Here is a 26453-nt window from a genome sequence, read left to right on the forward strand (position 1 = left end):
ACCTGGAGAAATGCGGCGCTACTAGTGGGGCCGCTTCGCGACCCAGCGCGAGCACGCTCGCTCGCCACCCGCCACTTATGCTGACGGAAGCACTCCCGTACTGGCGACTCTCCAGCTTCTACCTGTTCTATTTCGCCCTGCTGGGGGCGACAGCGCCGTTCCTGGCGCTGTACTTCGATCACCTGAGGTTCTCCAGCGCGCGTATTGGCGAGCTGGTGGCCATCCCCATGCTGATGCGCTGCGTGGCCCCCAACCTCTGGGGCTGGCTGGGGGACTACACCGGCCGGCGCCTGGCCATCGTGCGGTTTGGCGCGGTGTGTACCCTGGTGAGCTTCTCACTGATCTTTGTCAGCAAGACCTACGCGTGGCTGGCGCTGGTGATGGCGTTGCACGCGTTTTTCTGGCATGCGGTGCTGCCGCAGTTTGAAGTCATCACCCTCGCGCATTTGCAGGGCCAGACCTCACGCTACAGCCAGGTGCGGCTGTGGGGCTCCATCGGTTTTATCCTCACCGTGGTGATCATGGGCCGCCTGTTCGACTGGCTGAGCCTTGACATCTACCCGGTGGTGGTCGTGGTGATCATGGCGGGCATCATCGGCGCCAGTCTCTGGGTGCCGAATGCGCAGCCGTTGACCCAGGGCAACCGTCTGGCCGGCGACGGCTTTTTGCGGCAATTGCGCAGCCCCGGCGTGCTGGCGTTTTATGCCTGCGTGGCGCTGATGCAAATGAGTCACGGCCCTTACTACACCTTTCTCACCTTACACCTCGAACACCTTGGTTACAGCCGTGGCGTGATCGGCATGCTGTGGGCGTTGGGCGTGGTGGCGGAGGTGTTGATGTTCCTGGCCATGAGCCGGATCCTCACGCGCTTTTCGGTACGCCGGGTGCTGATGGCGAGCTTCCTGCTGGCGGCGCTGCGCTGGTTGCTGCTGGGCTCGTTCGCCGAATTCTTCTGGGTACTGCTGCTGGCGCAAGTGATGCACGCGGCGACCTTCGGCAGTTTTCACGCGGCGGCCATCCAGTTCGTGCAGCGCAGCTTTGGTGCTCGCCAGCAGGGCCAGGGCCAGGCACTGTATGCCGCACTGGCCGGTACCGGCGGCGCACTGGGCGCACTCTATTCAGGTTACAGCTGGAACCTGCTGGGGCCGACCCTGACCTTCAGCATTGCCAGCCTCGCGGCCCTGGCCGCCGCCATAATCATTGGCATTCGATTGCAAGAGGAGAGGCCATGAGCCTGTCCCGTGACAGAGGAAGAGTTTGATGAGCTATCTCGCGGTTTACCACGTCTCCACCCCCGATACCCCGAACAAGGTCCTGACTCACCAGGACGATATCGCCTCGACCCTGGCCGAGCTGGGCGTGGGGTTCGACCGCTGGCAGGCCGCCACCCGGCTTGAGGCGGGCGCCAGCGAGGTTGAGATCGTCGCGGCCTACCAGGCGCCCATCGACAAGCTGATGACCGAGCGCGGTTACACCCATGTCGATGTCGTCAGCGTCAGCAACGACCACCCGCAGAAAGCCGAGCTGCGCGCCGAGCGCCTCGATGAACACCGTTTGGCGCATGATCATGTGCGCTTCTTCGTCGCGGGCCGTGGCCTGTTTACCTTGCACATCGACGACTATGTGTACGCGGTGTTCTGCGAGAAAAATGACCTGATCTCGGTGCCGGCCGGCATTGCACACTGGTTTGATATGGGTGAGAACCCGCACTTCGTAACGATTCGCCTGTTCAATAGCCTGGAAGGGTTGGCGGTCAATCTGACCGGTGATGGGATCGCCCAGGGTTTTCCTCGGCTCGAGGACTAACCTCGCCAACAGCAGCTTCCCGGATAGGAGGCTGCTCTAAAGTTCAACCCATACAAGTTGGAAATTGTTGTGGGAAGAAGCTTATAGGTTTGTGAGCAACAGCTGTTTCTCGCCGGCCTTACTTAATACTTCCACTCTTTGTGTAACTCTCTCTTTTCTCGATAGTTAATGGCCTGTCAATAGGAGCAATCCGAATACGGGCGTTATAAGACCTGAAGAAGAGAGAGGCCTGCATGAACGGTCCAGAACCACTGGAACAGCCGTCCACCGAAAGCGACAACCGACCTGCTGACAGCAGCAACACGCGTGCGAAGAAGTTGTTGTCCGGTAAACCCCTGACCCCAAAGGAACGGGAGGTTCTGCGCTGGGCCACTGAAGGCAAGACGGTCTGGGAAATCAGCAGGATTCGTTCAATCTCCCAGGCCACGGTGAAGTTTCACCTGCGTAACATCTATGGAAAGTTGCAGGTGACGAACCGGGTTCAGGCGGTGAACGAGGCGGTCAAGCAGGGTTTGTGCGAATAAAAAAAGGCCGTGATGCGCAACGGCACCACGACCTGTTCGGGTCCTGCATTACAGTCAAGCCGAATGGTAGGTCGGCAGGGCAAAGCGGTTCTGGCTTTGCAGCATCGAAATCTGCGGCAGGTCGCTGGCTTGTTCAGCCAGGTCACGGCGAATGGCGCTGATGACCCAAGTCAATTGGTCGGCCGTGTGCAGCTGCTGATAAGAGATCGAACGTTTGATCTGCTTGCCTTCGCTGTTGCGCAAGGTCAGCAGGATGCCGCCATCAGGACGTGCCTGGGTGGTGACGTCGAAATTGGAGAACACAGAAGAAAATTTATCTTGGATCAGGCTCATGTCTATCAGCTCCGTTAGCTCATGTTTTGCAGCGTGGAGTGATAGGTGCAGTGATTGTGCCAGTACTGGGTATCGCTAAAAAACGTTATAAATCAATAAGTTAAAAATTTATAAGATTTTCAGTTTCGTGCAAATTGCATGAATGGCCATCGTGCATCCTGCATTTTGCGTGGTTCTGCGTGGGATTTATCCGCAGGCGCGCAACGCAGGTCTTCCATAGTGACCGCGAGACGGGTCGCGAAATTCCTTTTCCTTTCGGGATACAAAACTTTTCAAATCCTGAATGTACAGCCGAAGAATGGCTGGCGTATTTTCCTGCAAGGTATCCGGCGCCGGTCTTACGGTGCGAAGGGTGCTTGAGGGTCATACGAACAATAAGAAAAAGGACGTTCCCGCCATGAACCACCCGCCAAGTGACATGATCACCTGGGGCATGATGCTGCGTAAGGTGCCCACCATTGTCCGTGCGCTGCCCCGATTGGTGCGCGGTATCCGCGTTGCCAACATCACCGACCCCGACCAGCCATGCGGCCTCGGCTGGACCTTCGAACAAGCCACCCAGCGCAACCCCGATGGCGCCGCGCTGCTGTATGGCGACCGCGTGCTCACTTACCGCCAGGCCAATCAGCAGGCCAACCGCATGGCCCACTACCTGCAGCAGCAGGGCATCGGCAAGGGTGACGTGGTGGCGTTGTTTATCGAGAACCGCCCCGAGCTGTTGCTCAGCGTGCTGGCGGTGGCCAAGGTGGGCGGCATTTGCGCGATGCTCAATACCTCGCAAACCCAGACGGCACTGGTACACAGCCTCAACCTGGTGACGCCGGCAGCCATTGTGGTCGGTGCCGAGCTGGTGGGTGCCTACGAGGCGGTTCGCAGCCAGGTGGCAATCGGGGCAGAAAAAACCTGGTTTATCGCCGATCAACAGCACACCAGCGTACCGCCGGGTTATGTGGACCTGATGGCCGCGAGCGCTGATCATTCGCTGGAAAACCCCGCCAGTACCCAGCAGATCTACTTCAACGACCCTTGCTTCTATATCTATACCTCCGGCACCACGGGCTTGCCCAAGGCCGGCATTTTCAAACACGGCCGCTGGATGAAGTCCTCGGCCAGTTTCGGCACCATCGCCCTGGATATGGGCCCCGAAGACGTCGTCTATTGCACCTTGCCGCTGTATCACGCCACCGGCTTGTGCGTGTGCTGGGGGTCGGCGATTGCCGGAGCGTCGGGGTTTGCCATTCGCCGCAAGTTCAGCGCCAGCCAGTTCTGGGATGACGTGCGCCGGTTCAACGCAACCACCCTGGGTTATGTCGGCGAGTTGTGCCGCTACCTGATCGACCAGCCCGCCAGCGAGCAGGACCGTGATAACCGTGTGACAAAGATGATCGGCAACGGCCTGCGCCCCGGCGTTTGGGCCGAGTTCAAGCAACGCTTCGGCGTCGATCACATCTGTGAGCTGTATGCCGCGAGCGACGGCAACATCGGCTTCACCAACGTGCTGAATTTCGACAACACCATCGGCTTTTCCCTGATGCACTGGGCGCTGGTGGACTACGCCCATGACAGCTGTGAGCCCATTCGCGGCAGTGACGGTTTCATGCGCGAAGTGCCGAAGGGCGGCCAGGGGCTGCTGCTGGCCCGGATCGATGACAAGGCGCCGTTCGACGGCTACACCGACCCCGAGAAGAACCGCAAGGTGGTGCTCAGCGACGTGTTCGAGAAGGGCGACCGCTACTTCAACACCGGCGACCTGTTGCGCAATATCGGCTTTGGTCACGCCCAGTTCGTGGACCGGCTGGGGGACACCTACCGCTGGAAAGGCGAAAACGTCTCCACCACCGAAGTCGAGAACATCTTTTTGCAGCACCCGCAGATTTCCGAAGTGGTGGCCTACGGCGTAGAGATTGAAAACACCAATGGTCGCGCCGGCATGGCGGCCATCACCCCCGCTGAATCCTTGGCGTCCCTGGACATGCGCGAACTGCTGACGTTTGCCCACGGGCAGTTGCCGGCGTATGCGGTGCCGTTGTTCCTGCGGATCAAAGTGAAGATGGAAACCACCGGCACCTTCAAATACCAGAAGGTAAAACTCAAGGAAGAGGCGTTCGACCCGGACAAGGCCGGTGATGATCCGATCTTTGCCTGGCTGCCGGGATCGGACAGCTACGTGCCGGTCACCGGGCAACTGCTGGCGGACATCCAGGCGGGCAAATTCCGTTATTGATTCTGCCTATCGCCGCTTTTGGGAAAAAAGGCATGACAGTGGGGAACTCCGTCGCGAGACTGGACGCCTTATGAAACACCAGACAAGGAGCCCCACATGTCAGACCAAGCCAAACAAATGACCGAAGACGAAGCCGCCGAATTTGCCGAGCAGGTATTCGACGTGGCACGCAAGGGCGATGCCGCGATGCTGGCGGCGTTGCTGGCCAAAGGCTTGCCGCCTAACCTGCGCAACCACAACGGCGACACGCTGTTGATGCTGTCGGCCTATCACGGTCATGTCGACGCGGTGAAAGTGCTGCTGGAGTTCAAGGCCGACCCACAGATTGCCAACGACAAGAACCAGCTGCCGATTGCCGGCGCGGCGTTCAAGGGCAACCTGCCGGTGGTCAAGGCGTTGATCGAGGGCGGAGCGTTGGTCGAGGGCGCTTCTTCAGATGGCCGTACGGCGTTGATGATGGCGGCGATGTTCAACCGCACCGAAATGGTGGATTACCTGATCAGCCAGGGCGCCAACCCCAAGGCCACCGATGCCCAGGGCGTGACCGCGCTGGCAGCGGCCCAGACCATGGGAGCGGTGGATACGGCGGCGCAGTTGCAAAAACTGGTGTAGGCTTTGCGCCCTCAAAACCAGCCCCGCCACAGGACCACCCCATGAAAACCGCACTCGTCGAACTCATCAGCAAAATCAGCTCCGGCTGCATGAGCGAACCCGAGATCGCCAGGGTGGCGGATGAAGCGGCCCAGGCCTACGCCGATCCTGACGCTTTCCTGGCCGCCAACCCGGACATTAACTACGACGACACTTTCCCGATTCCCCTGGGCGAGTGGATCGTTGTCGGCAGCCTGCCAGACACCGTGCTGTTCCAGGCCGACACTTACCAGGACCTGTTCGCCCAGATCGTCGCCTCGTTCGGCCCCGGCGTGGCGTTCAACCTCAAGCCCAAGCAGTTGGCCAAAACCGAAGCGCTGACCGCGCTGAACCGCATCCAGATCCAGATGAGTGCCCTTAATCCGGAGAGCGGCGGCTACGTGCTGGTCAACTTCAGCCAGTTGCTGGACGACGAGATCCAGGCCGTGCTGGTCTACGGCAATGACGTGCCACGGGTGCTGGAATTGTGCGCCGAAGTCGGGATCAAGGGCGAACCGTCCCTGGAAGCCCTGCGGGTTGCGGTCCACGTCTGAAATAAAACGGAACCCCTGGCCACGGCTGACTATCCTAAGCAGGCAAGCCCTCACTTAGGAGCGATACCATGGGTTCCACTTTTAATGGCCTGATCGGGTTGATCATCCTGGCGCTGGATATCTGGGCGATCATCAACGTGTTCAAAAGCGGCGCAGGTACCGGCGCCAAAGTGCTGTGGATCCTGTTGATCCTGCTGCTGCCGGTGCTGGGCTTGATCATCTGGGCGATCGCCGGGCCGCGCGGCAACGTGCGGATCTGATCGCCGGGCAAGGCTCCCGTGCGTCGCACGGGAGCCTTCAGATCAACCAGCTGCCTTCCAGCTCCAGCAACTTCACCTTGTTTTCAATCCCGCCGCCAAACCCCACCAATGTTCCATCGCTGCCCACCACACGGTGGCACGGAATGATAATGGAGATCGGGTTGGCGCCATTGGCCGTGCCTACTGCGCGGATCGCCTTGGGGTTCTCCAGGTACTGGGCCTGTTCGCCATATGTCCAGGTGCGCCCGTAGGGAATCTGCAATAACGCCTGCCATACCTGCTGCTGAAACGACGTACCCACCGGCGCCAGCGCCAGGTCGAACACTTCCCGCTTGCGCGCGAAATACTCATCCAGTTGCCGACGCACTTCATCCAGCTCATTAGTTGCCGGAATCCAGTCTGCCTGCACCGGACATTGATGCACGTCCATATACAACAGGCGCAGCCCTTGTTCATCCGCCGCCAGTAACAGCGGCCCGAGCGGACTTGGGTGATAGCAATAAAACATCATCGAGGCAATCCAAAAGGGCAGAGGGCAAAGATACGGCCGTAAGTTGGCCGCTACAATCCCGTTGTTTTTTGTGTGTCGAGATATTCGCTGTACAAAATTTTCACATTCCATCCAAGACAATTCGCCGGCTATTTTGCTGTCCGAGTGCTCTAAGACGAGTGCCAACAAACGGCCGGAGTGAGTAATCAATGGCGTTGCCGGCGTTGATCGGGCACCATTTGCGCCATTGCGTTCACCGTCTACCCCAGCCAGCCTGGGCGAGGGCGGGGCGCCGCTGTATTCATTCGCAACTTAAACTTCCAATGGGTCCTAAAACGACATGGCAAACCCGGACGCCCTGAATCAGCAGCGAGCTTCTAATCGCTTGCTGCAACCGACCGTCAAATCCCATCTGGCGTACACGCTGCTTTGTGCCTTGATCATGATGGTGATGTTCTCCCTGCTGCGCCTGGCGCTGCTGGTCTACAACCGCGAGATGATCCTCGACACACCAGCCTCCACGTTCCTTGAAGCATTCGCCAACGGCCTGCGCCTGGACATTCGCCTGGTGATGTACGTGCTGGTCCCGCTGCTGCTGGCCTTGTTCAGCGTGCGGGCGATGGCGGCGCGCGGGTTCTTCCGCTTCTGGCTGACGGTCGCGTCGAGCATCGCGCTGTTCCTCGGCCTGATGGAGATGGACTTCTACCGCGAGTTCCACCAGCGCCTCAACGGCCTGGTCTTCCAGTATGTGAAGGAAGACCCGAAAACCGTGATGAGCATGCTCTGGTACGGTTTCCCGGTGGTGCGCTACCTGCTGGCCTGGGCCGTGGGCACGCTGATCCTGAGCATCGCCTTTAAAGGCGCCGACCGTGCAACTCGCCCACGCGGCCCATTCAGCGGTGGCAGCATCGGCACCCGCCAGGTGGCTCCGTGGTACACCCGTATCGCGGTGTTCGTGGTCTGCCTGTTGATCGCCGTGGTCGCCATCCGTGGCACCCTGCGTCAGGGCCCGCCGCTGCGCTGGGGTGACGTTTACACCACCGATTCGAACTTCGCCAACCAGTTGGGCCTCAACGGCACGTTGTCGCTGATTGCGGCAGCCAAATCGCGCTTCTCCGAAGAGCGTTCGAACATCTGGAAAGCCACCCTGGAACAACCCCAGGCCACCCAGACGGTGCGCGACATGCTGGTGCTGCCAAGCGAAAAACTGGTGGATACCGACACCGCCGCCGTGCGCCGTGACTTCACGCCGCCGGCCGAGAAGACCCTGCCGATCAAGAACGTCGTGGTGATCCTGATGGAAAGCTTCGCCGGTCACTCGGTGGGCGCCCTGGGCCGCCCGGGCAACATCACGCCGTACTTCGACAAACTGTCCAAGGAAGGCCTGCTGTTCGACCGTTTCTTCTCCAACGGTACCCACACCCACCAGGGTATGTTCGCCACCATGGCCTGCTTCCCGAACCTGCCAGGCTTCGAATACCTGATGCAGACCCCGGAAGGCAGCCACAAACTGTCGGGCTTGCCACAGTTGCTCAGCCATCGTGATTTCGACGACGTGTATGTCTACAACGGCGACTTCGCCTGGGACAACCAGTCGGGCTTCTTCAGCAACCAGGGCATGACCAACTTCATTGGCCGCAATGACTTCGTCAACCCGGTGTTCTCGGACCCGACCTGGGGCGTGTCCGACCAGGACATGTTCAACCGTGGCCTGGAAGAGCTGAAAGCCCGTGAAGGCGGCAAGCCGTTCTATGCGCTGCTGCAAACCCTGTCCAACCACACGCCGTATGCGTTGCCGACGCCATTGCCGGTCGAGAAAGTCACCGACCGTGGCAGCCTCAACGAGCATTTGACGGCCATGCGCTACTCCGACTGGGCCCTGGGCCAGTTCTTTGAAAAGGCCCGCAAGGAGCCGTACTTCAAGGAAACCCTGTTCGTGATCGTGGGCGACCACGGCTTCGGCAACGAACAGCAGATCACCGAGATGGACCTGGGCCGCTTCAACGTGCCGATGCTGATGATCGCACCGGGCATGCAGGAGAAGTTCGGTGAGCGTGACCACACCGTGGGCACCCAGATCGACATCGTACCGACCATCATGGGCCGCCTCGGCGGTGACACCCTGCACCAGTGCTGGGGCCGTGACCTGCTCAACCTGCCGGAAGGCGACAAGGGCTTTGGCGTGATCAAGCCGTCGGGCAGCGACCAGACCGTGGCCTTGCTCACTGGCGACCGCGTGCTGGTACTGCCGAAGGAGATGCCACCGAAGTTGTGGGAATACGAACTGGGCGCCAACCCTACCGGGAAGGTGATTCCAGAGTCGCCGGACGAGGCTGCGTTGAAGCAGAAGCTCGAATCGTTCCTGCAGACCGCTACCAAGAGCCTGCTGGATAACACCGCAGGTGTGGTGGACGGCAAGCCGGACTAAACACCCGCGCATAAAAAAAGAGGCCTTTTAAGGCCTCTTTTTTTTGTGCTGTTAAACCGGTTATATCTTGCCCAGCAACAACAGAATCAACAGAACTACCAACACGGTACCGAGAATACCCGATGGCCCGTAACCCCAGTTGCGTGAGTGTGGGAACACTGGAAGACCGCCGACCAGCAGGAGGATCAGAATAATGATAAGAATGAGGCTCATGTTTTGTTTTCCTTATTGTCTTCTGAAAAGACCTGATATTTAACGAGTAAGCCCGACAGCTATTACGGACGCCTTAATAACTCCGACCGGTGCGTCTGGCAGAAAATTCCGTGTTTTTTTAAAGCTTTTTGCTAACTAGCTTATTTCCTTTAACCGCGTTGCAAATATCCATCCTTAGTTGAAATAAATTGAACTTGGCGGGTTTGCCGGTATCCGACCCGGCCCGCGGTTTGCCCGGGGCATTCAGCACCCTGATGGTGCGTGGGTACGGGAAAAACCTTCGCTACACTGCGGCTCACTTCTTCCGTGAACCACAAGGCTACTTTCCTATGCAAAATCGCATGATGATCACCGGCGCCGGTTCTGGCCTGGGTCGCGAAATCGCTCTGCGCTGGGCTCGCGAGGGTTGGCAGCTGGCCTTGTCGGACGTCAGCGAAGCGGGGCTGCAAGAAACCCTCAAGCGGGTGCGCCAAGCCGGCGGTGACGGTTTCACACAGCGTTGCGACGTGCGCGACTACAGCCAGCTCACGGCGTTCGCACAGGCCTGTGAGGAGAAGCTGGGCGGCATCGACGTGATCGTCAACAACGCGGGTGTGGCGTCGGGCGGGTTCTTCAGTGAGCTGTCCCTGGAAGACTGGGACTGGCAGATCGCAATCAATCTCATGGGCGTGGTCAAGGGCTGCAAGGCGTTCCTGCCGCTGCTGGAAAAGAGCAAGGGCCGTATCATCAACATCGCCTCCATGGCCGCACTGATGCAGGGCCCGGCCATGAGCAACTACAACGTGGCCAAGGCCGGCGTGGTGGCGCTCTCCGAAAGCCTGCTGGTGGAACTCAAGCAACAGGAAGTGGGCGTACACGTGGTGTGCCCGTCGTTCTTCCAGACCAATCTGCTGGACTCCTTCCGCGGGCCGACACCCGCCATGAAAGCCCAGGTGGGCAAGCTCCTGGAAAGCTCACCGATTACGGCGGCCGAGATTGCCGACTACATCTACCAACAGGTGGCTGAAGGGCAATTCATGATCCTGCCCCACGAGCAGGGGCGCATGGCCTGGGCGCTGAAGCAGAAGAACCCGCAGCTGCTCTATGACGAAATGACCGTGATGGCGGACAAGATGCGGGCCAAGGCTCAATCGCAGGCGGTGAAAGGTTGAATTTCAGGTGAGCAACTCATGTGGCGAGGGAGCTCGCCACAGAGATCGCCTGCAAATATGAACATATCGTTTGGTTCTTGGGTGTAATTCGAGATTATTCACTGCCTGTCTGTAGGGTAATTTACCCTGATGTGTAAGACATGCCTGTTTAGCCTGAAGGCCATTGATGGTGCCAGGCGGGTAGCGCAAGGTCGGGGTTCGGTAACTTAAAAGGGACGAACCCCATGCTGGTATTAAGCCGCGCGGTAGGCGAAATAATCTCGGTGGGCGACCACATCACGCTGCGCATTCTGGAGGTGAGCGGCACCCAGGTGAAAGTGGGCGTCGAAGCGCCGGTGGGGGTCAATGTGCATCGCACAGAGGTCTATCAGAAGATTCTCAGCCGGCAGGGGCAACCGGCCCAACCTGCTTCCAACCCCTGAGGGTCAGTCGAACAGGTGCTTGGGCACGTCGTGCTTGAGCATCAATTGGCACTGCTCGCTCTCGGGGTCGAAAACGATCAGGGCCTGGCCCTTGGTCAACGCCTGGCGTACCCGCAGCACCCGGGTTTCCAGGGGCGTATCGTCGCCATTATCGGTGCCGTCGCGGGTCACGAAGTCTTCGATGAGGCGGGTCAGGGTGTCGACTTCAAGTGCATCGTAAGGAATCAGCATACAAGCCTCAGCTAAGGAATCCCGGCGATGCTACTGCGCCGGGATCCCAGTTGCCAGTCTCAGGTTTTTTGACCCACCAGACTGTCCACCGACGGCACGCGGGTATCGCTCTCCATTTGCGTGTCGTGTTCGATCTGGTGGCTGAACCGGTCCAGGGAGCCTTTGGCCGGCTGGGCATCGCTGGCGAATACCGGCGGGCTGAGGATGTAGGCACCCAACAGGCGACTCAACGCCGCCAGGCTGTCGATGTGGGTGCGCTCATAGCCGTGGGTGGCATCGCAACCAAACGCCAGCAGGGCCGTGCGAATGTCGTGGCCGGCGGTCACTGCCGAATGTGCGTCGCTGAAGTAATAGCGAAACAGGTCGCGGCGCACCGGCAACTCATTTTCCGCCGCCAGGCGCAGCAGGTGCCGTGACAGGTGATAGTCATAGGGTCCGCCGGAATCCTGCATCGCCACACTCACCGCGTGTTCGCTGGAGTGCTGCTCGTGGGCCACCGGCGCGATGTCGATCCCGACGAACTCACTCACATCCCACGGTAAGGCTGCCGCTGCGCCGCTGCCGGTTTCTTCGGTGATGGTGAACAGCGGATGGCAGTCGATCAGCAGCGGTTGGCCGCTGTCGACAATCGCCTTGAGTGCCGCCAGCAGGGCGGCAACCCCGGCTTTATCGTCCAGGTGGCGGGCGCTGATATGGCCGCTCTCGGTGAACTCCGGCAGCGGGTCAAAGGCGACGAAATCGCCCACGCTGATGCCCAGGGAATCGCAGTCGGCGCGGGTGGCGCAGTAGGCGTCCAGGCGCAGTTCGATGTGGTCCCAGCTGATGGGCATCTCATCCACGGCCGTATTGAACGCGTGCCCCGACGCCATCAGCGGCAGCACACTGCCACGGATCACGCCGTTGTCGGTAAACAGGCTGACGCGGCTGCCTTCGGCAAACCGGCTGGACCAGCAGCCCACCGGCGCCAGGGTCAGGCGGCCATTGTCCTTGATCGCCCGCACGGCAGCGCCGATGGTGTCCAGGTGCGCGGAAACGGCGCGGTCGGGGCTGTTTTTCTGACCCTTGAGGGTGGCGCGAATGGTCCCGCGCCGGGTCATTTCAAACGGAATGCCCAGCTCTTCAAGGCGCTCGGCAACGTAGCGCACGATGGTGTCGGTGAATCCGGTGGGGCTGGGGATGGCAAGCATTTCCAGCAGCACTTTTTGCAGGTAAGCGAGATCCGGTTCGGGGATGGTTCGGGTCATGGAAACTCCTGATGAGTTGAGGGCATCGATGGTTTCGATGAGTAGGCCATTGGCTAGAGAGTCATCGGCTGTTCCGGCCCCATCGCGGGCAAGCCCGGCTCCCACAGGGGAATGCATTCCAAATGTGGGAGCGGGCTTGCCCGCGAAAGCGCCAGTCAAGGCAACGCATTTCTCAAACCGTCGGCTGGCTATGCGGGAACAACAGGTCCACGAACTTTTCAGCCGTCGGCTGCGGTTCATGGTTGGCCAGCCCGGCCCGTTCGTTGGCTTCGATAAACACGTAGTCCGGTTGGTCGGCAGCCGGCACCATCAGGTCCAGGCCCACCATGGGGATGTCCAGGGCACGGGCCGCACGCACGGCGGCGTCGACCAGGGTCGGGTGAAGGATGGCGGTGACGTCTTCCAGGCAGCCGCCGGTGTGCAGGTTGGCAGTACGGCGCACGGCCAGGCGCTCGCCACGGGGCAGGATGCTGTTGTAGTCGTAGCCGGCGGCGTGCAGGGTGCGTTGGGTTTCATCGTCCAGGGGGATTTTGCTTTCGCCGTCGGTGGCGGCCTGGCGCCGGCGGCTCTGGGCCTCGATCAACGCGCCGATGGAGTGTTGGCCATCGCCGGTGACTTCCGCCGGGCGGCGAATGGCGGCGGCAACCACTTCAAAGCCGATCACCAGGATGCGCAGGTCGAGGCCTTCGTGGAAGCTTTCCAGCAACACTCGGCTGTCGAACTGGCGGGCTGTTTCAATGGCTTGCTGTACCTCTTCGATGCTCTGCAAATCCACCGCCACGCCCTGGCCTTGCTCGCCATCCAGCGGCTTGACCACGATGCGCTGGTGCTCGTCGAGAAACTCCAGGTTGTCATCGGCACTGGCGGCCAACTGTTGCTCCGGCAGGTTCAAGCCGGCGGCCTTGAGCACCTTGTGGGTCAGGCTCTTGTCCTGGCACAGGGTCATGCTGATGGCGCTGGTCAGGTCGCTCAGGGACTCGCGGCAACGCACCCGGCGGCCACCGAGGCTCAAGGTAAACAAGCCGGCATCGGCATCATCCACCTGCACGTCGATCCCGCGCCGATGGGCTTCCTCGACGATGATTCGTGCGTAGGGATTGAACCCTGCTTGTGGGCCGGGGCCGAGGAACAGCGGTTGGTTGATACCGTTTTTGCGCTTGATGGCGAAGGTGGTCAGTGCGCGGAAACCCAGCTTGGCGTAGAGACTTTTCGCCTGACGGTTATCGTGCAGCACCGACAGGTCGAGGTAGCTCAGGCCACGGCTCATGAAGTGTTCGATCAGGTGGCGCACCAGCACTTCACCCACGCCGGGGCGGGTGCATTGCGGGTCTACCGCCAGGCACCAGAGGCTGCAACCGTTCTCCGGGTCGTGGAAGGCTTTCTGGTGGTTCAGGCCCATGACGCTGCCGATCACCGCGCCGCTGTCTTCGTCTTCCGCCAGCCAATACACCGGGCCGCCTTGATGACGCGGAGTCAGCAGCGCCGGGTCCACCGGCAACATGCCGCGCCCCTGATACAGCTGGTTCACCGCCTGCCAGTCCGCCTCGCTTTGTACCCGGCGAATCCGGAACCCGCGAAACACCCGGGTTGCCGGACGGTAGTCGGTGAACCACAGGCGCAGGGTGTCGGACGGGTCGAGAAACAGCTGCTGTGGATCAATCCCGAGGATCTGCTGCGGCGCGGCCACATACAGTGCGATGTCGCGCTCGCCAGGCTGCTCGTTGAGCAACTCCAGGGCCAGGCTCGCCGGGTCCGGGAAGGTGTGGCCGATCAACAGCCGGCCCCAGCCGCAATGCACGGCAATCGGCGTGGGGTCCAGTTCGCTGCCGTCTTCGGCGAAGCGGGCTTGCAGGCGCTCGTAGGAGGGCGCCTGGCCCCGCAGCAAGCGTTGGCTGTAAGCCGTGGCGTGAGGTTTCATGAATCAGATTCCTTGTTCGCTGAGCCACAGGTTCAGCGCCGCCAGTTGCCACAGCTTGGAGCCGCGCAACGGGGTCAATTGGCCTTGGGGATCGGTGAGCAGGCGGTCGAGCATCGCCGGGTTGAACAGGCCGCGATCCTGGCTCGGGTCCAGCAGCAGGTCACGCACCCAGTTCAGGGTGTCGCCTTGCAAATGCTTGAGGCCGGGCACCGGGAAGTAGCCTTTCTTGCGGTCGATGACTTCGCTTGGAATCACCCGGCGCGCGGCTTCCTTGAGCACTTGTTTGCCCCCGTCCGGCAGCTTGAATTTACCCGGCACACGGGCTGACAGTTCCACCAGGCGATAGTCGAGAAACGGCGTACGCGCTTCCAGGCCCCAGGCCATGGTCATGTTGTCGACGCGCTTCACCGGGTCGTCCACCAGCATCACGGTGCTGTCCAGGCGCAGGGCCTTGTCCACCGCGGCATCGGCGCCGGGTTGGGCGAAATGCTCGCGCACAAAGTCGCCGGCCGCGTCATTGTCCGTCAGCCATTGGGGGGCGACGGTGGCGGCGTAGTCGTCGTAGCTGCGGTCGAAAAACGCATCGCGGTAGGCGGCATACGGGTCGCTGGCGCCGTCCACTTGCGGGTACCAGTGGTAACCGGCGAACAGTTCGTCGGCGCCCTGGCCGCTCTGCACCACCTTGCAATGCTTGGCCACTTCCCGGGACAGCAGATAGAAGGCAATGCAGTCATGGCTGACCATCGGCTCGCTCATGGCGCGGAACGCCGCCGGCAGTTGCTCGATGATTTCACTTTCGGCGATGCGCAGTTGGTGGTGCCGGGTGCCGTAATGCTTGGCGATCAAGTCCGAATACTGGAACTCGTCGCCGCGTTCGCCGCCGGCGTCTTCAAAGCCGATGGAGAAGGTCGACAAATCCTGCACGCCGACTTCCCGCAACAGGCCCACCAGCATGCTCGAATCGACACCGCCCGAGAGCAGCACGCCCACATCCACCGCCGCCCGCTGCCGAATCGCTACGGCTTCGCGGGTGCTGTCGAGCACGCGGTCGGTCCAGTCTTCCAGGGTCAGGTTGGCTTCATCGGCGTGGGGGCCGTAAGGCAGGGTCCACCAGGTTTTCTGCTCGGTCTTGCCGTCTGCCTCGATACGCATCCAGGTGGCAGGCGGCAATTTTTCAATGCCGGCCAACAGGGTGCGCGGTGCAGGCACCACGGCATGGAAGTTCAGGTAGTGGTTGAGCGCCACCGGATCGAGGATCGGGTTGATATCGCCGCCCTTGAGCAGTGCCGGCAGGGCCGAGGCAAAACGCAGGCGCTGGCCGGTGCGCGACAGGTACAGCGGTTTCACGCCGAGGCGGTCACGGGCGATAAACAGGCGCTGGGCATCACGTTCCCAGATGGCAAACGCAAACATCCCGTTGAGCTTGGGCAGCAGTGCTTCGCCCCAGGCGTGGTAGCCCTTGAGCAGCACTTCGGTGTCGCCACCGGAATAGAACGCATAGCCGAGGGCTTCAAGCTCTTCGCGCAGTTCCGGGAAGTTGTAGATCGCGCCGTTGAACGCCAGGGACAGCCCCAATTGGGCGTCGACCATCGGTTGGGCGGAGCCGTCCGACAGGTCCATGATTTTCAGGCGTCGATGGCCCAGGGCAACCGGCCCTTGGGCATGGAAGCCCCACGCGTCGGGACCACGAGGGGCCAAATGATGGGTGATGCGCTCAACGGCTGCCAGGTCGGCAGGTTGGGCATCGAAACGTAACTCACCAGCTAATCCGCACATAAATTCCTTACCGGTTTTTCCGTTGGGGAGGGGTCAAAAGCAGTCGCGCCAAAACGGCGGCTACCCAGAAACTGACACGGATGAATCTAGGGAGTTTTAGAACGATCGGTTATAAGCAGGCTTTTCAGGGATGGCTCGGGCGAATACCCGGGTGGCGTCACATAGTTATGGGCGCCGGGCGCGGGGGGATGGTTATCGTGGGGGCTCACTCCCTGTGCAAAAGGATATTGCCGATGGCTGATCCCGTTTCCGTGCCCGCTCAACTCACCCCGCAACTCCTCTCGTCGACCCTGCTGGAACTGACCGGCGACCTGGATAAAGCCGATGTCCTGCAGCAACGCCTGCCTCCCTGGTTGCTGACGGCCAAGCCCGAACTGTTGGAGCAACTGGAGAAGGTCCACGCGTTGGCCGGGCTTCACGAGCCCAAGGTGAATGCGATCCTGCAACGCATCAAAGGCCTTGATCAGTTTTGTGCCGAAGAACTGACCCGTGGCCTCAAAAGCCGGTTCGGCGTGACCCTGGACGTGAAGCGTGATCATTTATGGCTGCCGTGGGTTCGCCTCGACACGGGAAGCACTTCATTCGGGATTCCCGCCACCAAAGTGGTGATTGAAACCCGGACATTGCTGGAGGCGGCGATGCAGAACTTTTCCGAGGATGAGGCCTTGGGCAGCGTTTTTCCCTCTGGCAGCCAGGTACGACGTGACACCGATACTCGGGTGAACGCCGTCAGTGTCCCGGCGTTTGCCGCCTACTGCCGCACCCTCGACCTGGGGCGACGCTACCAGGAGCATTTGCGTGGCGCGATCAACCAGGTCCTGCCAGTGGCTGATGAGCTGCTGCACAACCCTGATGCCAACGAATTCAGGCAACTTAAGGTGTATGACATGGCGGCTGATGTGTACCTCGCGTACCTGCGTGGTGACATCGGCGAGCCGGCCTTCAAGCTGTTATTGCGCTTTACCCGCCAGGGCGCCAACCTCGACAAGGTAACCATGCTCACCGAGACATACGGCGCCAGGCCCTTGGTATTTCAAGGGCTGGCTGTGCATGACTGTTGCCTGTGGGGCGTCGTTGTATTTTCCCGGGAAGTCATTGATGAACACCCCGAAACCCGGTGCATCGTCTACATGCCGGGAGAGCCTTATCGGCCGATTTTCGAATACCCCAGCTTTGCAGACTTTCAGCGTTACCTGACGCTGAAGCTGCAGGTGAAAAGCTACGCCGATTTTTTTGTGCGTTACCTGGACGAAGAATCCCGCGGTGATTTTTCCACCCGGTTTTCTGCGGGTAAATCCCTGGGGCTGATCAAGCCATTGCCGATCGACGTGGGGCTGTTCCAGTTTTTCTTCAACAGCACCGTCGGCAAGCTGCAAAAAGACAGCCGGGTACTGGCGGTGCCGACCGTAGACTTTGACCAGGCGGTGCGTGACCAGCGTTGGCGAGACTATGAATCGTGGGGCCTGGACCTGCTCAACCTTGCCGGTTTTTTTGTACCGGTGATCGGCCAGTTGATGATGGGCGTGGCCGTCGGGCAAATGCTCGGCGAAATCTACGAAGGGGTGCAGGACTGGCGCCACGAGGACCGCAGCGCGGCGCTGTCACACCTGCGCAACGTGCTGGAGAGCGTGGCGTCGATGGCGGCGTTTGTAGCGGGTGGCAAAGTCATTGGCACTTTGCGCCGTGGGGCGCGGGAAACCCTGGAAGGCCTCGATAACGTTGAAGCGGTTGAAAGCGCGGACGGGCGGCGCCGGCTATGGCGTTCCAGCCTCAGGCCTTATGGGCAGGCATTGGCGGTGGGTGAAGCCGATGCCCAGGGCTTTCATTGGAAGGACGGGCGGCCATGGATCAGTATTGATGGCCGTGGCCATGAAGTGCGTTTTGACCCCGCTTTGGGGCAGTGGCGTATTCGCCATCCCGGCCGTCCGTATGCCTATGCACCGCCGGTGATGCATAACGGCGGGGGTGGCTGGCGGTCGATCCATGAGCGACCGCAGGAGTGGAGTAACCACCTCTACGCCCTGCGGCGCCTGGACCCGCGCCTGAGCGCTCTGGACGACACCCGCCTGGAGCAGATTCGCCAGGTAGGCGGTGTACAACTCCCCCAACTGCAGCGCTGGGCACAGGAGAACCTCAAGTTGCCCGCAGGTCTGCAGGACAGCGTCCAGCGGTTTGCGCTGGACCAGAAGATCACAGACTTGATCTGGCGCCTGGAGAAACGCCAGCCTTTCACCCCCGAGAGCATCACGTTGCAACTGGACGCCTTGCCGCTGATGCCCGGTTGGCCCCGTGGTCGTTACCTCGAAGTGCAGGACGCCGCAGGCAAGGTGACGGCCCTCTATCCATCCAGCGCGCGTATCGACAGCGAGTTGAGCGTGATCATCAGTCAGGACCAACTGGAGGAGGGTGAAGTGTTGTTGGGCGTGACCGATGGCTTGTACCGGGCTGAGCTGGACACATTGTTCGGCGATATGCCCGTCAAGGCCGGCGAAACCGATGCCGAGGCACTGGCACGGCGCTTGGCGCACACCTTGAATGTCGATCGCAAACCGTTGCACCAGAAGCTGTATGCCGACTATGACCAGTCCGTGGGGGCAGAGCAGAGGCGCCTGGTGGAGGGCGTGCCGGGCTTGCCCTCCCAGGTTGCCCAGGAGCTAATTGATAACGCTGCAAGCATTGATCGAATCCACTTGCGTGACGCACGCCGGGTGCCACTGCCGCTGCGGCAGGCCGCCCGTGAGGCGGCAGCCCGGATCCAGCGTGAGCGCCTCACCGCCAGTTTCTATTTGCCGGAGCTGGCCGACACGCAGGCCCGGGATTTTTCCTGGCGCCTGCTGGAACAGATGCCTGCTTTTCCCGACACCTTCCAGTTGCAGTTGCGCGAGGCATCGACCACCGGGACGGTGTTGCAACGCATGGGCGATGCTGCGGCCACTCAGTCGCGTGTGGTGGTCCAGACGGGTGAGCGCTATCAGGCTTTCGAGGCGGATGGGCGGGCCTTGGGCGAAGTCTTCAGCGGCCCGCAAGGGTTTTATCGTGCGACTTTGCAGGCTCTGCCGATTCCGTTGCGTACCGCATTGGACATTGGCGGCAGCACCCTGTCTGACGCCCGGCGATTGCGCTATCAACTGCTTGATCGTGCGCTGGCTGTACGCGGCAAGGCACCCATCAGTCCCGTCGGGGGCGTGGCTGCCTGCCAGGTCGGCGACCCACCGCAGCCACCGACGCTTTCGCGAACCCAGCGTGGGCTGGTGCGCAAAATCAGAAACCTGTACCCGTTCTTCACCGAGCGCCAAGCCAGCGAACTGATCGAGGGCCTGGGCCCTGATGATGTGTCGCGGGCCAGTGCGGTGCGCCTGCGCGAGCAGCAATTGGTGAAGCTTGACGGGGTGCTCAAGGCCTGGACCCAGCAGGACGCGGACATGCGCAAACTCCCGGGCCGGCTGGATGACTACCGCCACAGCCGTCGGCAGGTCGCAGACCGTTTGCGCAGTGCCTGGCGCCACCAGGTCCGGCTGGTTGATGAAACCCACGCCTCAGTCTATGGCCTGAGCCTGGACGGCATGCGGGTTGGCAAACTGCCAAACTTTCCAGCCGATATCGACTTTGGCCATGTGCAGCGCCTGTCCCTGAAAAACATGGAACTGGATAACGATGTGGCGTACTTCCTCAAGGCGTTCAAGGGGTTGCGCTCACTGGAACTGGACAAAAACCAGCTGACATGGCTGCCGGAAGTGCTGTCCCACATGCCTTCCCTGCAACGCCTGAGCCTGGCGCAAAACCGCCTCAACCTGACCGACGCGACTACCAAAAAACTGCAAGCCATGAGCGGCCTGCGCTCCCTGGACCTGAGCAGCAACCCGTTGGGCGAAACGCCTTCGGTGGCGCACATGCATGATTTGCAGCACCTGAACCTGCGTGACACGCGAGCCAGGGAGTTGCCCGAGGGTTTGCTCACGCGCCTGCACCTGGAAGACGCCAACCTGCGGGAGAACAGCATTATCGAACTGCCCCCGGCCTTGTTTACTGCGCCGGTGGTGGTGACCGAAAAAATCAACTTGCGGCTCAATCCGGTGTCAGTGCGCAGCCGCCAGGACCTGGATGAGTACCGCCGCCGCACAGGCGTGGGCATGGGCTTGCAGGAGGACAATATTGCGCTGTTGAGCGAGCAACGCTCCCAACAAGCCTGGCTTGAAGGAGAGACGGCCGATGCTTATCTCGCCCGTCGGGCGACCTGGGAGTTGCTCCAGGACGATTGGCAGTCCGGGGACTTTTTTGCGGTGCTGCGCCAACTGGTCAATACCCCGCAATACAAGCAGGTGCGCGCTGACCTGGTGCGTCGGGTGTGGCTAGTGATGGACGCAGCGGCCGAGGACAGCGAACTGCGGGCGTTACTGTTCAACCTGGCCAGGGGCGAGCCCAACTGTGTGGACGCGGCGGCCTACAGCTTCAGTGAAATGGAAGTCACGGTGATGCTCAACAAGGCCATGAAGGAAGCCGGTGTCACACAACCCAGTGTCGCGACCTTGCTGAAACTGGGCCGCGGGTTATTCCGGCTGGAGCAGCTGGACAGCATTTCCGATGTGTTCAGTCGCCGCAAAAACATCGCCGATCAACTGGCGGTGCGCCTGGTGTATCGCAGCGGTCTGGCGAAGGTCCTGGAGTTGCCGGGCCAGCCGGAAAGCATCACGTACCGTGAGGTGGGCGGGGTGACCCAGGAGGACCTCACTGATGCCGTCACCCAGGTCAGCAGCCGGGAGATAACGGGTAACCTGGCGCGTTTCATGGCACGCCAGGGGTTTTGGCTGGAATACCTGAAACGTCAGTTTGCGGCTGAGTTCAGTCGCGTCAGTCAGGTGTACGACACCCGGCTCAAAGCCCTGGACGTGGCCAGTACCACCTATTTATCCCAGGCGCTCAACGTACAGAGCGACCACGCACAAGCCTGTGAGCAACTGGTGGAGCGCCTGACCCGCACGGCACTGAAAGATGCGGATAAGCCCTTGACGGTAGCGTGCCCGCTTTAGGCCTTGCCGCGAATCAAGGCGCGTACGGCAAACCGGTTTGGATGGCAGTCCTGGGCCACGCTCCTGGGCAGCGGCAGCGGTTCATTGTCGAGCCACGCCGCCAGCAATTCCCCGGACAACGGCGCGGTAATCAGCCCGCGCGAGCCGTGGCCGCTGTTGACATACAAGCCATCCAGCCACGGGCAGGGCGTGTCGGGTACCTGGCGTGCATCCTTGCTCAATACCCCATAGGCCTCGTTGAACAGCGCCGGGTCTGCCAGCGGGCCGACGATGGGCAGGTAGTCCGGGCTGGTGCAGCGGAAAGCGGCGCGGCCCTGGAGGGTTTCAAGGTCGAGTGAGTCGGCGTGCAGGCGCCGGCGCAGGTCCGGGGAAATCTCCTCCAGCAGTGCGAGATTGCCCGCGTGGTCGGCAGTACTGGGGGTCAGGTCGAGGCTTTTGAAATCGAAACTGGCACCCAGGGTGTGTTCGCCCAAACGGGCCGGGGCAACGTAACCCTCGGCGCACACCACCGTGTTCAGTGCCTGGCTCTGCGGGGTGTGTGGCAGCCGGGTGATCTGCCCGCGAATACGCTTGAGGGGCAGGTCGGCGCTCGGTGCAAAGTGTTTAACCTCGGCGGCCCCGGCCAGCACCACCACCGGTGCACTGGCCAGCAAGCGCTCGCCGTCCCACGCTTGCCATTGGCCGTCGGCCTTGCGCAGTTCAAGCACGTCGTGATGGGGCAGTACCTCGATCCCCGGTTGTTTGGCCTGCCACTGGCACAGCGCGGGTGGATGCACCCAGCCGCCTTCGGGGAAATAAAGCCCGCCATGCTCCAGCGCAACCCCCGCGCGCGCCTGCGCCTGGGGTTGATCCAGCAGGTGCAAGAGCTGCGGGTCAAAGGCTTCGGCCAGCTGTGCCTGGCGTTCGGCTTCCTTGGCATTGAAGGCCAATTGCAGGACGCCGCAGCCGTCCCAGTCCGTCCCGCGCTGCAAGTGTTCCAGCAGGCGCCGGGTGTGGCCAAAACCGCTGACAATCAGTTGCGACAACGCGGTGCCGTGGGCCGACAACTTGAGGTACAGCACGCCTTGTGGATTGCCCGAGGCTTCGCGGGCGAGGCCGGCGTGCCGCTCCAGCAGGCTGACCTGCCAACCCCGGGCGGCCAGGCTGGCGGCACTGGCGCAGCCGGCCAGGCCGCCGCCGATCACCAGCGCCCGGCGTTCGCCAATGACCGCCGGCGGGCGAGCGAACCACGGTTTGGCCAGCGCCGGTGGCGGCGTCTCGGCCGGCCAGCCAAGAAACTCACCCCGCAGGATCTCCCACTTGTGGCCAATGCCCGGTGTGCGCTTCATCTTGAACCCGGCGGCGTTGATCAACCGCCGCACCCAGCCGGTGCTGGTAAAGGTGCTGATGGTCGAGCCCGGCGCTGCCAGCCTCGCCAGCTCGGCAAACAGCTCGGCAGTCCACATGTCCGGGTTTTTCGCCGGGGCAAAACCGTCGAGAAACCAGGCATCGATCTGTGCATCCAGTTGCGGCAGTTGCTCCAGGGCGTCGCCGATCAGCAGCGTGAGGGTGACGCGGCCGTTATCCAGCACCAGGCGCTGGAAGCCTTGATGAATCGCGATGTACTGCGCCAGCAACTGATCGGAGAACGCTTTGAGTTCGGGCCAGAGGGCGAGGGCGCGTTGCAGGTCGGCGCGGCTCAGCGGGTATTTTTCCACACTCACAAAATGCAGGCGCGCGCCCGGCACCGCATGTTGCTCGAACAACTGCCAGGCGCAGAGAAAGTTCAGGCCGGTGCCGAAGCCGGTCTCACCGATCACCAGCCGCCCGCCCGCCGGCAACGCAGCAAAGCGCTCCTGCAAACGGTTCTGCTGGAGGAACACGTAGCGGGTTTCTTCAAGGCCCGACTGGTCGGAGAAGTACACGTCGTCGAACACCCGCGAGTGCGGGCGGCCTTGTTCATCCCAGTCGAGCTGGGCGTGGGATACGGGGTTCATGGGCGGCTCGGTAAAGACAAGGCGGCCATTCTAGCCGATCAACCGGGGTGTCATTGATCCATGACAACCGCGTGTGGAATTTCCTCCGGCGCAGCGCCGTCCAATCCGCTAGTCTTGCCTCATTCTGGAACGGAGCCGCCCATGTTCGAATCTGCCGAAATCGGTCACGCCATCGACAAAGAAACCTACGACGCCGAAGTGCCGGCCCTGCGTGAAGCCTTGCTGGAAGTGCAGTACGAGCTTCAGCAGCAAAAGCGCTTCCCGGTGATCATTCTGATCAATGGCATCGAAGGCGCCGGCAAGGGCGAAACCGTCAAACTGTTGAATGAATGGATGGACCCGCGCCTGATCGAGGTGCGCACCTTCGACCAGCAGACCGACGAAGAACTGGCCCGCCCGCCGGCCTGGCGTTACTGGCGCCAGCTGCCGGCAAAAGGCCGTATGGGCATCTTTTTTGGAAACTGGTACAGCCAGATGCTGCAGGGGCGTGTGCATGGCGAGATCAAGGATGCGCGGCTGGACCAGGCCATCGCCGGGGCTGAGCGTCTGGAGAAGATGCTCTGCGACGAAGGCGCGCTGATCTTCAAGTTCTGGTTCCACCTCTCGAAAAAGCAAATGAAATCCCGGCTCAAGGCCTTGCAGGACGACCCGCTGCACAGCTGGCGCATCAGCCCGCTGGATTGGCAGCAATCGAAGACCTACGACAAGTTTGTGCATTTTGGTGAGCGCATCCTGCGCCGCACCAGCCGTGACTATGCGCCGTGGTTTGTGATCGAGGGTGTGGATGCGCATTACCGTGGGCTGACAGTGGGCAAGATCCTGCTCGAAGGCCTGCAAAACGCCTTGAAACTGTCCAAGGGTAAAACCAGCGGCATGAACCCCGCACCGCTGCCGTCGGCGGTTGACCAGATGAGCCTGCTCAACAGCCTGGACATGAGCCTGAGCCTTGAAAAGGCCGATTACGAAGAGCAACTGATCACCGAGCAGGCGCGGTTTTCCGGGCTGATGCGCGACAAGCGCATGCGCAAGCACGCCCTGGTGACGGTATTTGAAGGCAACGACGCCGCTGGCAAGGGCGGGGCGATCCGCCGGGTGGCGGCGGCCCTGGACCCCCGGCAGTACCACATCGTACCGATTGCCGCGCCCAGCGAAGACGAGCGCGCCCAGCCTTACCTGTGGCGTTTCTGGCAGAAAATCCCGTCGCGCGGCATGTTCACCGTGTTCGACCGCTCGTGGTACGGCCGGGTGCTGGTGGAGCGTATCGAAGGCTTCTGCACGCCCACGGACTGGATGCGCGCCTACGGCGAGATCAACGACTTTGAAGAGCAACTGCGCGACGCCGGGGTGATCGTGGTCAAGTTCTGGCTGGCGATCGACAAGCAGACGCAGTTGGAGCGGTTCCAGGCGCGGGAGGAAATTCCGTTCAAGCGCTTCAAGATCACCGAGGACGACTGGCGCAACCGCGACAAGTGGGACGACTACCGGGCGGCGGTGGGTGACATGGTGGACCGCACCAGCACCGAGATTGCACCGTGGACGTTGGTCGAGGCCAATGACAAGCGCTGGGCGCGGGTGAAGGTGTTGCGCACCATCAACCGGGCGCTGGAAGAAGCGTTCGACAAGACCGACAAGCATGACAAGAAGGACAAGAAGAAGTAGCGCCATGCTTTTGCATACGCGGGATGAATGATTGTCGCGGTTGACGAGGGCTGGATCTATGCTCGATCCATCTCTCAACAACCACAACAATCGAGGTGGCCCATGCGTGAAGTAGTGATCGTCGACAGCGTGCGAACCGGCCTGGCCAAGTCCTTTCGCGGCAAATTCAACCAGACCCGCCCCGATGACATGGCGGCCCATTGCGTCAATGCGCTGCTGACCCGCAACGGCATCGACCCGGCGACTGTCGAGGACTGCATCGTCGGCGCCGGTTCCAACGAAGGCGCGCAGGGCTACAACATCGGGCGCAACGTGGCGGTGCTGTCCCAACTGGGCACCGGCACGGCGGGCATGACCCTCAACCGCTTCTGTTCCTCGGGCTTGCAGGCGATCGCCATTGCGGCCAACCAGATTGCGTCCGGTTGCAGCGACATCATCGTCGCCGGCGGGGTTGAGTCGATCAGCCTGACCATGAAGAGTGTGAACACCGACAACCTGATCAACCCGTTGCTCAAGGAGCAGGTGCCGGGCATCTACTTCCCCATGGGGCAGACGGCGGAAATCGTTGCGCGGCGCTATCACGTCAGTCGTGAGGAGCAGGATCTGTATGCGCTGCAAAGCCAGCAGCGTACGGCCCAGGCCCAGGCTGACGGGTTGTTTGATGATGAAATCGTGCCGATGGCGGTGAAGTACAAGGTTGAGGACAAGAACACCGGGGCGGTGCAGGTGCTGGACGGGGTAGTGGATCGGGATGACTGCAATCGTCCGGATACGACCTTGGCCAGTCTTGCGGGGTTGAAGCCGGTGTTTGCCGAGGATGGGTCGGTGACGGCGGGGAATTCGTCGCAGTTGTCTGACGGGGCGTCGATGACGCTGGTGATGAGTTTGGAAAAGGCGCTGGAATTGGGGTTGAAGCCGAAGGCGTTTTTCCGCGGGTTTACGGTGGCCGGGTGTGAGCCGGATGAGATGGGTATCGGGCCGGTGTTTTCGGTGCCCAAGTTGCTCAAGGCCCGGGGGCTGGCGGTGGCGGATATTGATTTGTGGGAATTGAATGAGGCGTTTGCTTCGCAGTGCCTGTATGCGCGTAATCGGCTGGAAATTGATAATGCCAAGTACAACGTTAATGGCGGGTCGATTTCCATCGGGCACCCGTTTGGGATGACGGGCTCGCGGCAGGTGGGGCATTTGGTGCGTGAGTTGCAGCGGCGGAATTTGCGTTACGGGATTGTCACGATGTGCGTTGGGGGGGGGATGGGGGCTACTGGGTTGTTTGAAGCGGTGCGGTAGTTTTTGGGGGTATATCCGTTATTTAGGTAACGGCGGCTTATGGTTCCGCTCTTACAGCGGGTCACTTTGGAAAAGCCCCAAAGTAACCAAAGGGCTCTGCCCCGCCTGTCGGCACCTCGCCTAGGCTCGGTGTTCCCTCACTCCGGCATTGCTCCGCGGGCCGCCGCGACGGGGCGTCCCTGCCCCGTCGCGGCTAAACCGGCGTCCTGCCGGTTTACCCGCTCCTCAATCCCTACGTTCGGCCTCGGGCTTATTGGGGCAGTCAGATCAAGATCAAAAGCAAGAGCACAGCGGCCTACA

21 protein-coding genes are annotated in these 26453 nt (G+C 61.3%); 13 read left to right on the top strand and 8 right to left on the bottom strand.

Features of this window, described 5'->3' with window-relative positions:
* The first annotated feature begins 80 nt into the window (after nucleotides 1–80).
* From HKK54_RS19800 to HKK54_RS19810, 3 genes are all read left to right on the top strand, one after another.
* Nucleotides 81–1232: an MFS transporter gene (locus HKK54_RS19800; RefSeq protein ID WP_169389309.1), complete on the top strand. Its 1152-nt coding sequence runs from the start codon at nucleotides 81–83 to the stop codon at nucleotides 1230–1232.
* 28 nt (nucleotides 1233–1260) lie between these two features.
* Entirely contained in the window at nucleotides 1261–1806 is a 546-nt protein-coding gene (locus HKK54_RS19805) for a 1,2-dihydroxy-3-keto-5-methylthiopentene dioxygenase (RefSeq protein ID WP_010176052.1), read from the top strand.
* A gap of 233 nt (nucleotides 1807–2039) precedes the next feature.
* Entirely contained in the window at nucleotides 2040–2330 is a 291-nt protein-coding gene (locus HKK54_RS19810) for a response regulator transcription factor (RefSeq protein WP_010176050.1), read from the top strand.
* A gap of 54 nt (nucleotides 2331–2384) precedes the next feature.
* On the opposite strand, the gene HKK54_RS19815 is transcribed toward HKK54_RS19810, so the two are convergent.
* Nucleotides 2385–2663, bottom strand: coding sequence for a DUF3509 domain-containing protein (locus HKK54_RS19815; RefSeq protein WP_003216777.1), 279 nt, complete (start codon nucleotides 2661–2663; stop codon nucleotides 2385–2387).
* A gap of 397 nt (nucleotides 2664–3060) precedes the next feature.
* Here HKK54_RS19815 and HKK54_RS19820 point away from each other — a divergent pair, with 397 nt between their 5' ends.
* From HKK54_RS19820 to HKK54_RS19835, 4 genes are all read left to right on the top strand, one after another.
* On the top strand, nucleotides 3061–4887 hold the full coding sequence (locus tag HKK54_RS19820) for a long-chain-acyl-CoA synthetase (RefSeq protein ID WP_169387537.1): 1827 nt from the start codon (nucleotides 3061–3063) through the stop codon (nucleotides 4885–4887).
* A gap of 96 nt (nucleotides 4888–4983) precedes the next feature.
* Nucleotides 4984–5499: an ankyrin repeat domain-containing protein gene (locus tag HKK54_RS19825; RefSeq protein WP_010176046.1), complete on the top strand. Its 516-nt coding sequence runs from the start codon at nucleotides 4984–4986 to the stop codon at nucleotides 5497–5499.
* A gap of 41 nt (nucleotides 5500–5540) precedes the next feature.
* On the top strand, nucleotides 5541–6071 hold the full coding sequence (locus HKK54_RS19830) for a hypothetical protein (RefSeq protein WP_010176044.1): 531 nt from the start codon (nucleotides 5541–5543) through the stop codon (nucleotides 6069–6071).
* 68 nt (nucleotides 6072–6139) lie between these two features.
* Nucleotides 6140–6331, top strand: a complete 192-nt coding sequence (locus tag HKK54_RS19835) for a PLDc N-terminal domain-containing protein (protein ID WP_010176042.1) — start codon at nucleotides 6140–6142, stop codon at nucleotides 6329–6331.
* Nucleotides 6332–6368: 37 nt separating this feature from the next.
* Here the strand turns inward: HKK54_RS19835 and HKK54_RS19840 are convergent, their stop codons facing one another.
* Nucleotides 6369–6839 carry a methylated-DNA--[protein]-cysteine S-methyltransferase gene (locus HKK54_RS19840; protein WP_029616117.1) on the bottom strand — a complete coding sequence of 157 codons (471 nt, stop codon included), beginning with the start codon at nucleotides 6837–6839 and terminating at the stop codon, nucleotides 6369–6371.
* 322 nt (nucleotides 6840–7161) lie between these two features.
* On the opposite strand from HKK54_RS19840, the gene HKK54_RS19845 reads away from it, so the two are divergent.
* Complete coding sequence (locus HKK54_RS19845; RefSeq protein ID WP_010176037.1) at nucleotides 7162–9249, top strand: LTA synthase family protein; 2088 nt, start codon at nucleotides 7162–7164, stop codon at nucleotides 9247–9249.
* Between the two features lie 60 nt (nucleotides 9250–9309).
* Here the strand turns inward: HKK54_RS19845 and HKK54_RS19850 are convergent, their stop codons facing one another.
* Nucleotides 9310–9462 (bottom strand): DUF3309 family protein, encoded by a 153-nt coding sequence (locus HKK54_RS19850; protein ID WP_003216767.1) that lies wholly within the window; start codon nucleotides 9460–9462, stop codon nucleotides 9310–9312.
* Between the two features lie 329 nt (nucleotides 9463–9791).
* Here HKK54_RS19850 and HKK54_RS19855 point away from each other — a divergent pair, with 329 nt between their 5' ends.
* Together HKK54_RS19855 and csrA are read left to right on the top strand one after the other, a co-directional pair.
* Nucleotides 9792–10613, top strand: coding sequence for an SDR family oxidoreductase (locus tag HKK54_RS19855; RefSeq protein ID WP_010176035.1), 822 nt, complete (start codon nucleotides 9792–9794; stop codon nucleotides 10611–10613).
* Nucleotides 10614–10837: 224 nt separating this feature from the next.
* The gene (gene csrA / locus HKK54_RS19860) at nucleotides 10838–11035 is read left to right on the top strand and encodes a carbon storage regulator CsrA (protein ID WP_169387538.1); all 198 of its coding nucleotides are present in this window, start codon (nucleotides 10838–10840) and stop codon (nucleotides 11033–11035) included.
* A 3-nt stretch (nucleotides 11036–11038) separates the two neighbouring features.
* Here csrA and HKK54_RS19865 read toward each other — a convergent pair whose 3' ends face one another.
* From HKK54_RS19865 to HKK54_RS19880, 4 genes are all read right to left on the bottom strand, one after another.
* A complete protein-coding gene (locus HKK54_RS19865; protein ID WP_003192759.1) occupies nucleotides 11039–11266 on the bottom strand; it encodes a YheU family protein in 228 nt (75 codons plus the stop codon).
* A gap of 59 nt (nucleotides 11267–11325) precedes the next feature.
* A complete protein-coding gene (locus HKK54_RS19870; protein WP_003216760.1) occupies nucleotides 11326–12510 on the bottom strand; it encodes an osmoprotectant NAGGN system M42 family peptidase in 1185 nt (394 codons plus the stop codon).
* 172 nt (nucleotides 12511–12682) lie between these two features.
* A complete protein-coding gene (gene ngg / locus HKK54_RS19875) occupies nucleotides 12683–14428 on the bottom strand; it encodes an N-acetylglutaminylglutamine synthetase (protein WP_010176030.1) in 1746 nt (581 codons plus the stop codon).
* Nucleotides 14429–14431: 3 nt separating this feature from the next.
* Entirely contained in the window at nucleotides 14432–16204 is a 1773-nt protein-coding gene (locus HKK54_RS19880) for an N-acetylglutaminylglutamine amidotransferase (protein WP_169387539.1), read from the bottom strand.
* A 233-nt stretch (nucleotides 16205–16437) separates the two neighbouring features.
* Between HKK54_RS19880 and HKK54_RS19885 the strand changes: the two genes are divergently transcribed.
* Nucleotides 16438–21231, top strand: coding sequence for an NEL-type E3 ubiquitin ligase domain-containing protein (locus HKK54_RS19885; RefSeq protein ID WP_169387540.1), 4794 nt, complete (start codon nucleotides 16438–16440; stop codon nucleotides 21229–21231).
* Here HKK54_RS19885 and mnmC read toward each other — a convergent pair.
* The gene (gene mnmC / locus HKK54_RS19890; RefSeq protein ID WP_169387541.1) at nucleotides 21228–23207 is read right to left on the bottom strand and encodes a bifunctional tRNA (5-methylaminomethyl-2-thiouridine)(34)-methyltransferase MnmD/FAD-dependent 5-carboxymethylaminomethyl-2-thiouridine(34) oxidoreductase MnmC; all 1980 of its coding nucleotides are present in this window, start codon (nucleotides 23205–23207) and stop codon (nucleotides 21228–21230) included. The genes HKK54_RS19885 and mnmC overlap by 4 nt on opposite strands.
* Nucleotides 23208–23348: 141 nt before the next feature.
* Here mnmC and pap point away from each other — a divergent pair, with 141 nt between their 5' ends.
* Entirely contained in the window at nucleotides 23349–24866 is a 1518-nt protein-coding gene (pap, locus tag HKK54_RS19895; protein WP_169387542.1) for a polyphosphate:AMP phosphotransferase, read from the top strand.
* A gap of 102 nt (nucleotides 24867–24968) precedes the next feature.
* Nucleotides 24969–26153 (top strand): thiolase family protein, encoded by a 1185-nt coding sequence (locus HKK54_RS19900; protein ID WP_010176025.1) that lies wholly within the window; start codon nucleotides 24969–24971, stop codon nucleotides 26151–26153.
* Nucleotides 26154–26453 lie beyond the last annotated feature (300 nt).

Origin of the sequence: Pseudomonas sp. ADAK13, from assembly GCF_012935715.1 — a bacterium.
Taxonomy (GTDB): Bacteria; Pseudomonadota; Gammaproteobacteria; order Pseudomonadales; family Pseudomonadaceae; genus Aquipseudomonas.

Excerpts from the sequence above, each read along its gene's own strand:
- HKK54_RS19870 (WP_003216760.1), bottom strand. The coding sequence starts at position 12,510 with ATGACCCGAACCATCCCCGAACCGGATCTCGCTTACCTGCAAAAAGTG.
- HKK54_RS19815 (WP_003216777.1), bottom strand. The coding sequence starts at position 2,663 with ATGAGCCTGATCCAAGATAAATTTTCTTCTGTGTTCTCCAATTTCGAC.
- HKK54_RS19810 (WP_010176050.1), top strand. The coding sequence starts at position 2,040 with ATGAACGGTCCAGAACCACTGGAACAGCCGTCCACCGAAAGCGACAAC.
- HKK54_RS19850 (WP_003216767.1), bottom strand. The coding sequence starts at position 9,462 with ATGAGCCTCATTCTTATCATTATTCTGATCCTCCTGCTGGTCGGCGGT.
- HKK54_RS19830 (WP_010176044.1), top strand. The coding sequence starts at position 5,541 with ATGAAAACCGCACTCGTCGAACTCATCAGCAAAATCAGCTCCGGCTGC.
- csrA (WP_169387538.1), top strand. The coding sequence starts at position 10,838 with ATGCTGGTATTAAGCCGCGCGGTAGGCGAAATAATCTCGGTGGGCGAC.
- HKK54_RS19865 (WP_003192759.1), bottom strand. The coding sequence starts at position 11,266 with ATGCTGATTCCTTACGATGCACTTGAAGTCGACACCCTGACCCGCCTC.
- HKK54_RS19845 (WP_010176037.1), top strand. The coding sequence starts at position 7,162 with ATGGCAAACCCGGACGCCCTGAATCAGCAGCGAGCTTCTAATCGCTTG.
- pap (WP_169387542.1), top strand. The coding sequence starts at position 23,349 with ATGTTCGAATCTGCCGAAATCGGTCACGCCATCGACAAAGAAACCTAC.
- HKK54_RS19855 (WP_010176035.1), top strand. The coding sequence starts at position 9,792 with ATGCAAAATCGCATGATGATCACCGGCGCCGGTTCTGGCCTGGGTCGC.
- HKK54_RS19880 (WP_169387539.1), bottom strand. The coding sequence starts at position 16,204 with ATGTGCGGATTAGCTGGTGAGTTACGTTTCGATGCCCAACCTGCCGAC.
- mnmC (WP_169387541.1), bottom strand. The coding sequence starts at position 23,207 with ATGAACCCCGTATCCCACGCCCAGCTCGACTGGGATGAACAAGGCCGC.
- HKK54_RS19820 (WP_169387537.1), top strand. The coding sequence starts at position 3,061 with ATGAACCACCCGCCAAGTGACATGATCACCTGGGGCATGATGCTGCGT.
- HKK54_RS19825 (WP_010176046.1), top strand. The coding sequence starts at position 4,984 with ATGTCAGACCAAGCCAAACAAATGACCGAAGACGAAGCCGCCGAATTT.
- HKK54_RS19885 (WP_169387540.1), top strand. The coding sequence starts at position 16,438 with ATGGCTGATCCCGTTTCCGTGCCCGCTCAACTCACCCCGCAACTCCTC.
- ngg (WP_010176030.1), bottom strand. The coding sequence starts at position 14,428 with ATGAAACCTCACGCCACGGCTTACAGCCAACGCTTGCTGCGGGGCCAG.
- HKK54_RS19840 (WP_029616117.1), bottom strand. The coding sequence starts at position 6,839 with ATGTTTTATTGCTATCACCCAAGTCCGCTCGGGCCGCTGTTACTGGCG.
- HKK54_RS19835 (WP_010176042.1), top strand. The coding sequence starts at position 6,140 with ATGGGTTCCACTTTTAATGGCCTGATCGGGTTGATCATCCTGGCGCTG.
- HKK54_RS19805 (WP_010176052.1), top strand. The coding sequence starts at position 1,261 with ATGAGCTATCTCGCGGTTTACCACGTCTCCACCCCCGATACCCCGAAC.
- HKK54_RS19900 (WP_010176025.1), top strand. The coding sequence starts at position 24,969 with ATGCGTGAAGTAGTGATCGTCGACAGCGTGCGAACCGGCCTGGCCAAG.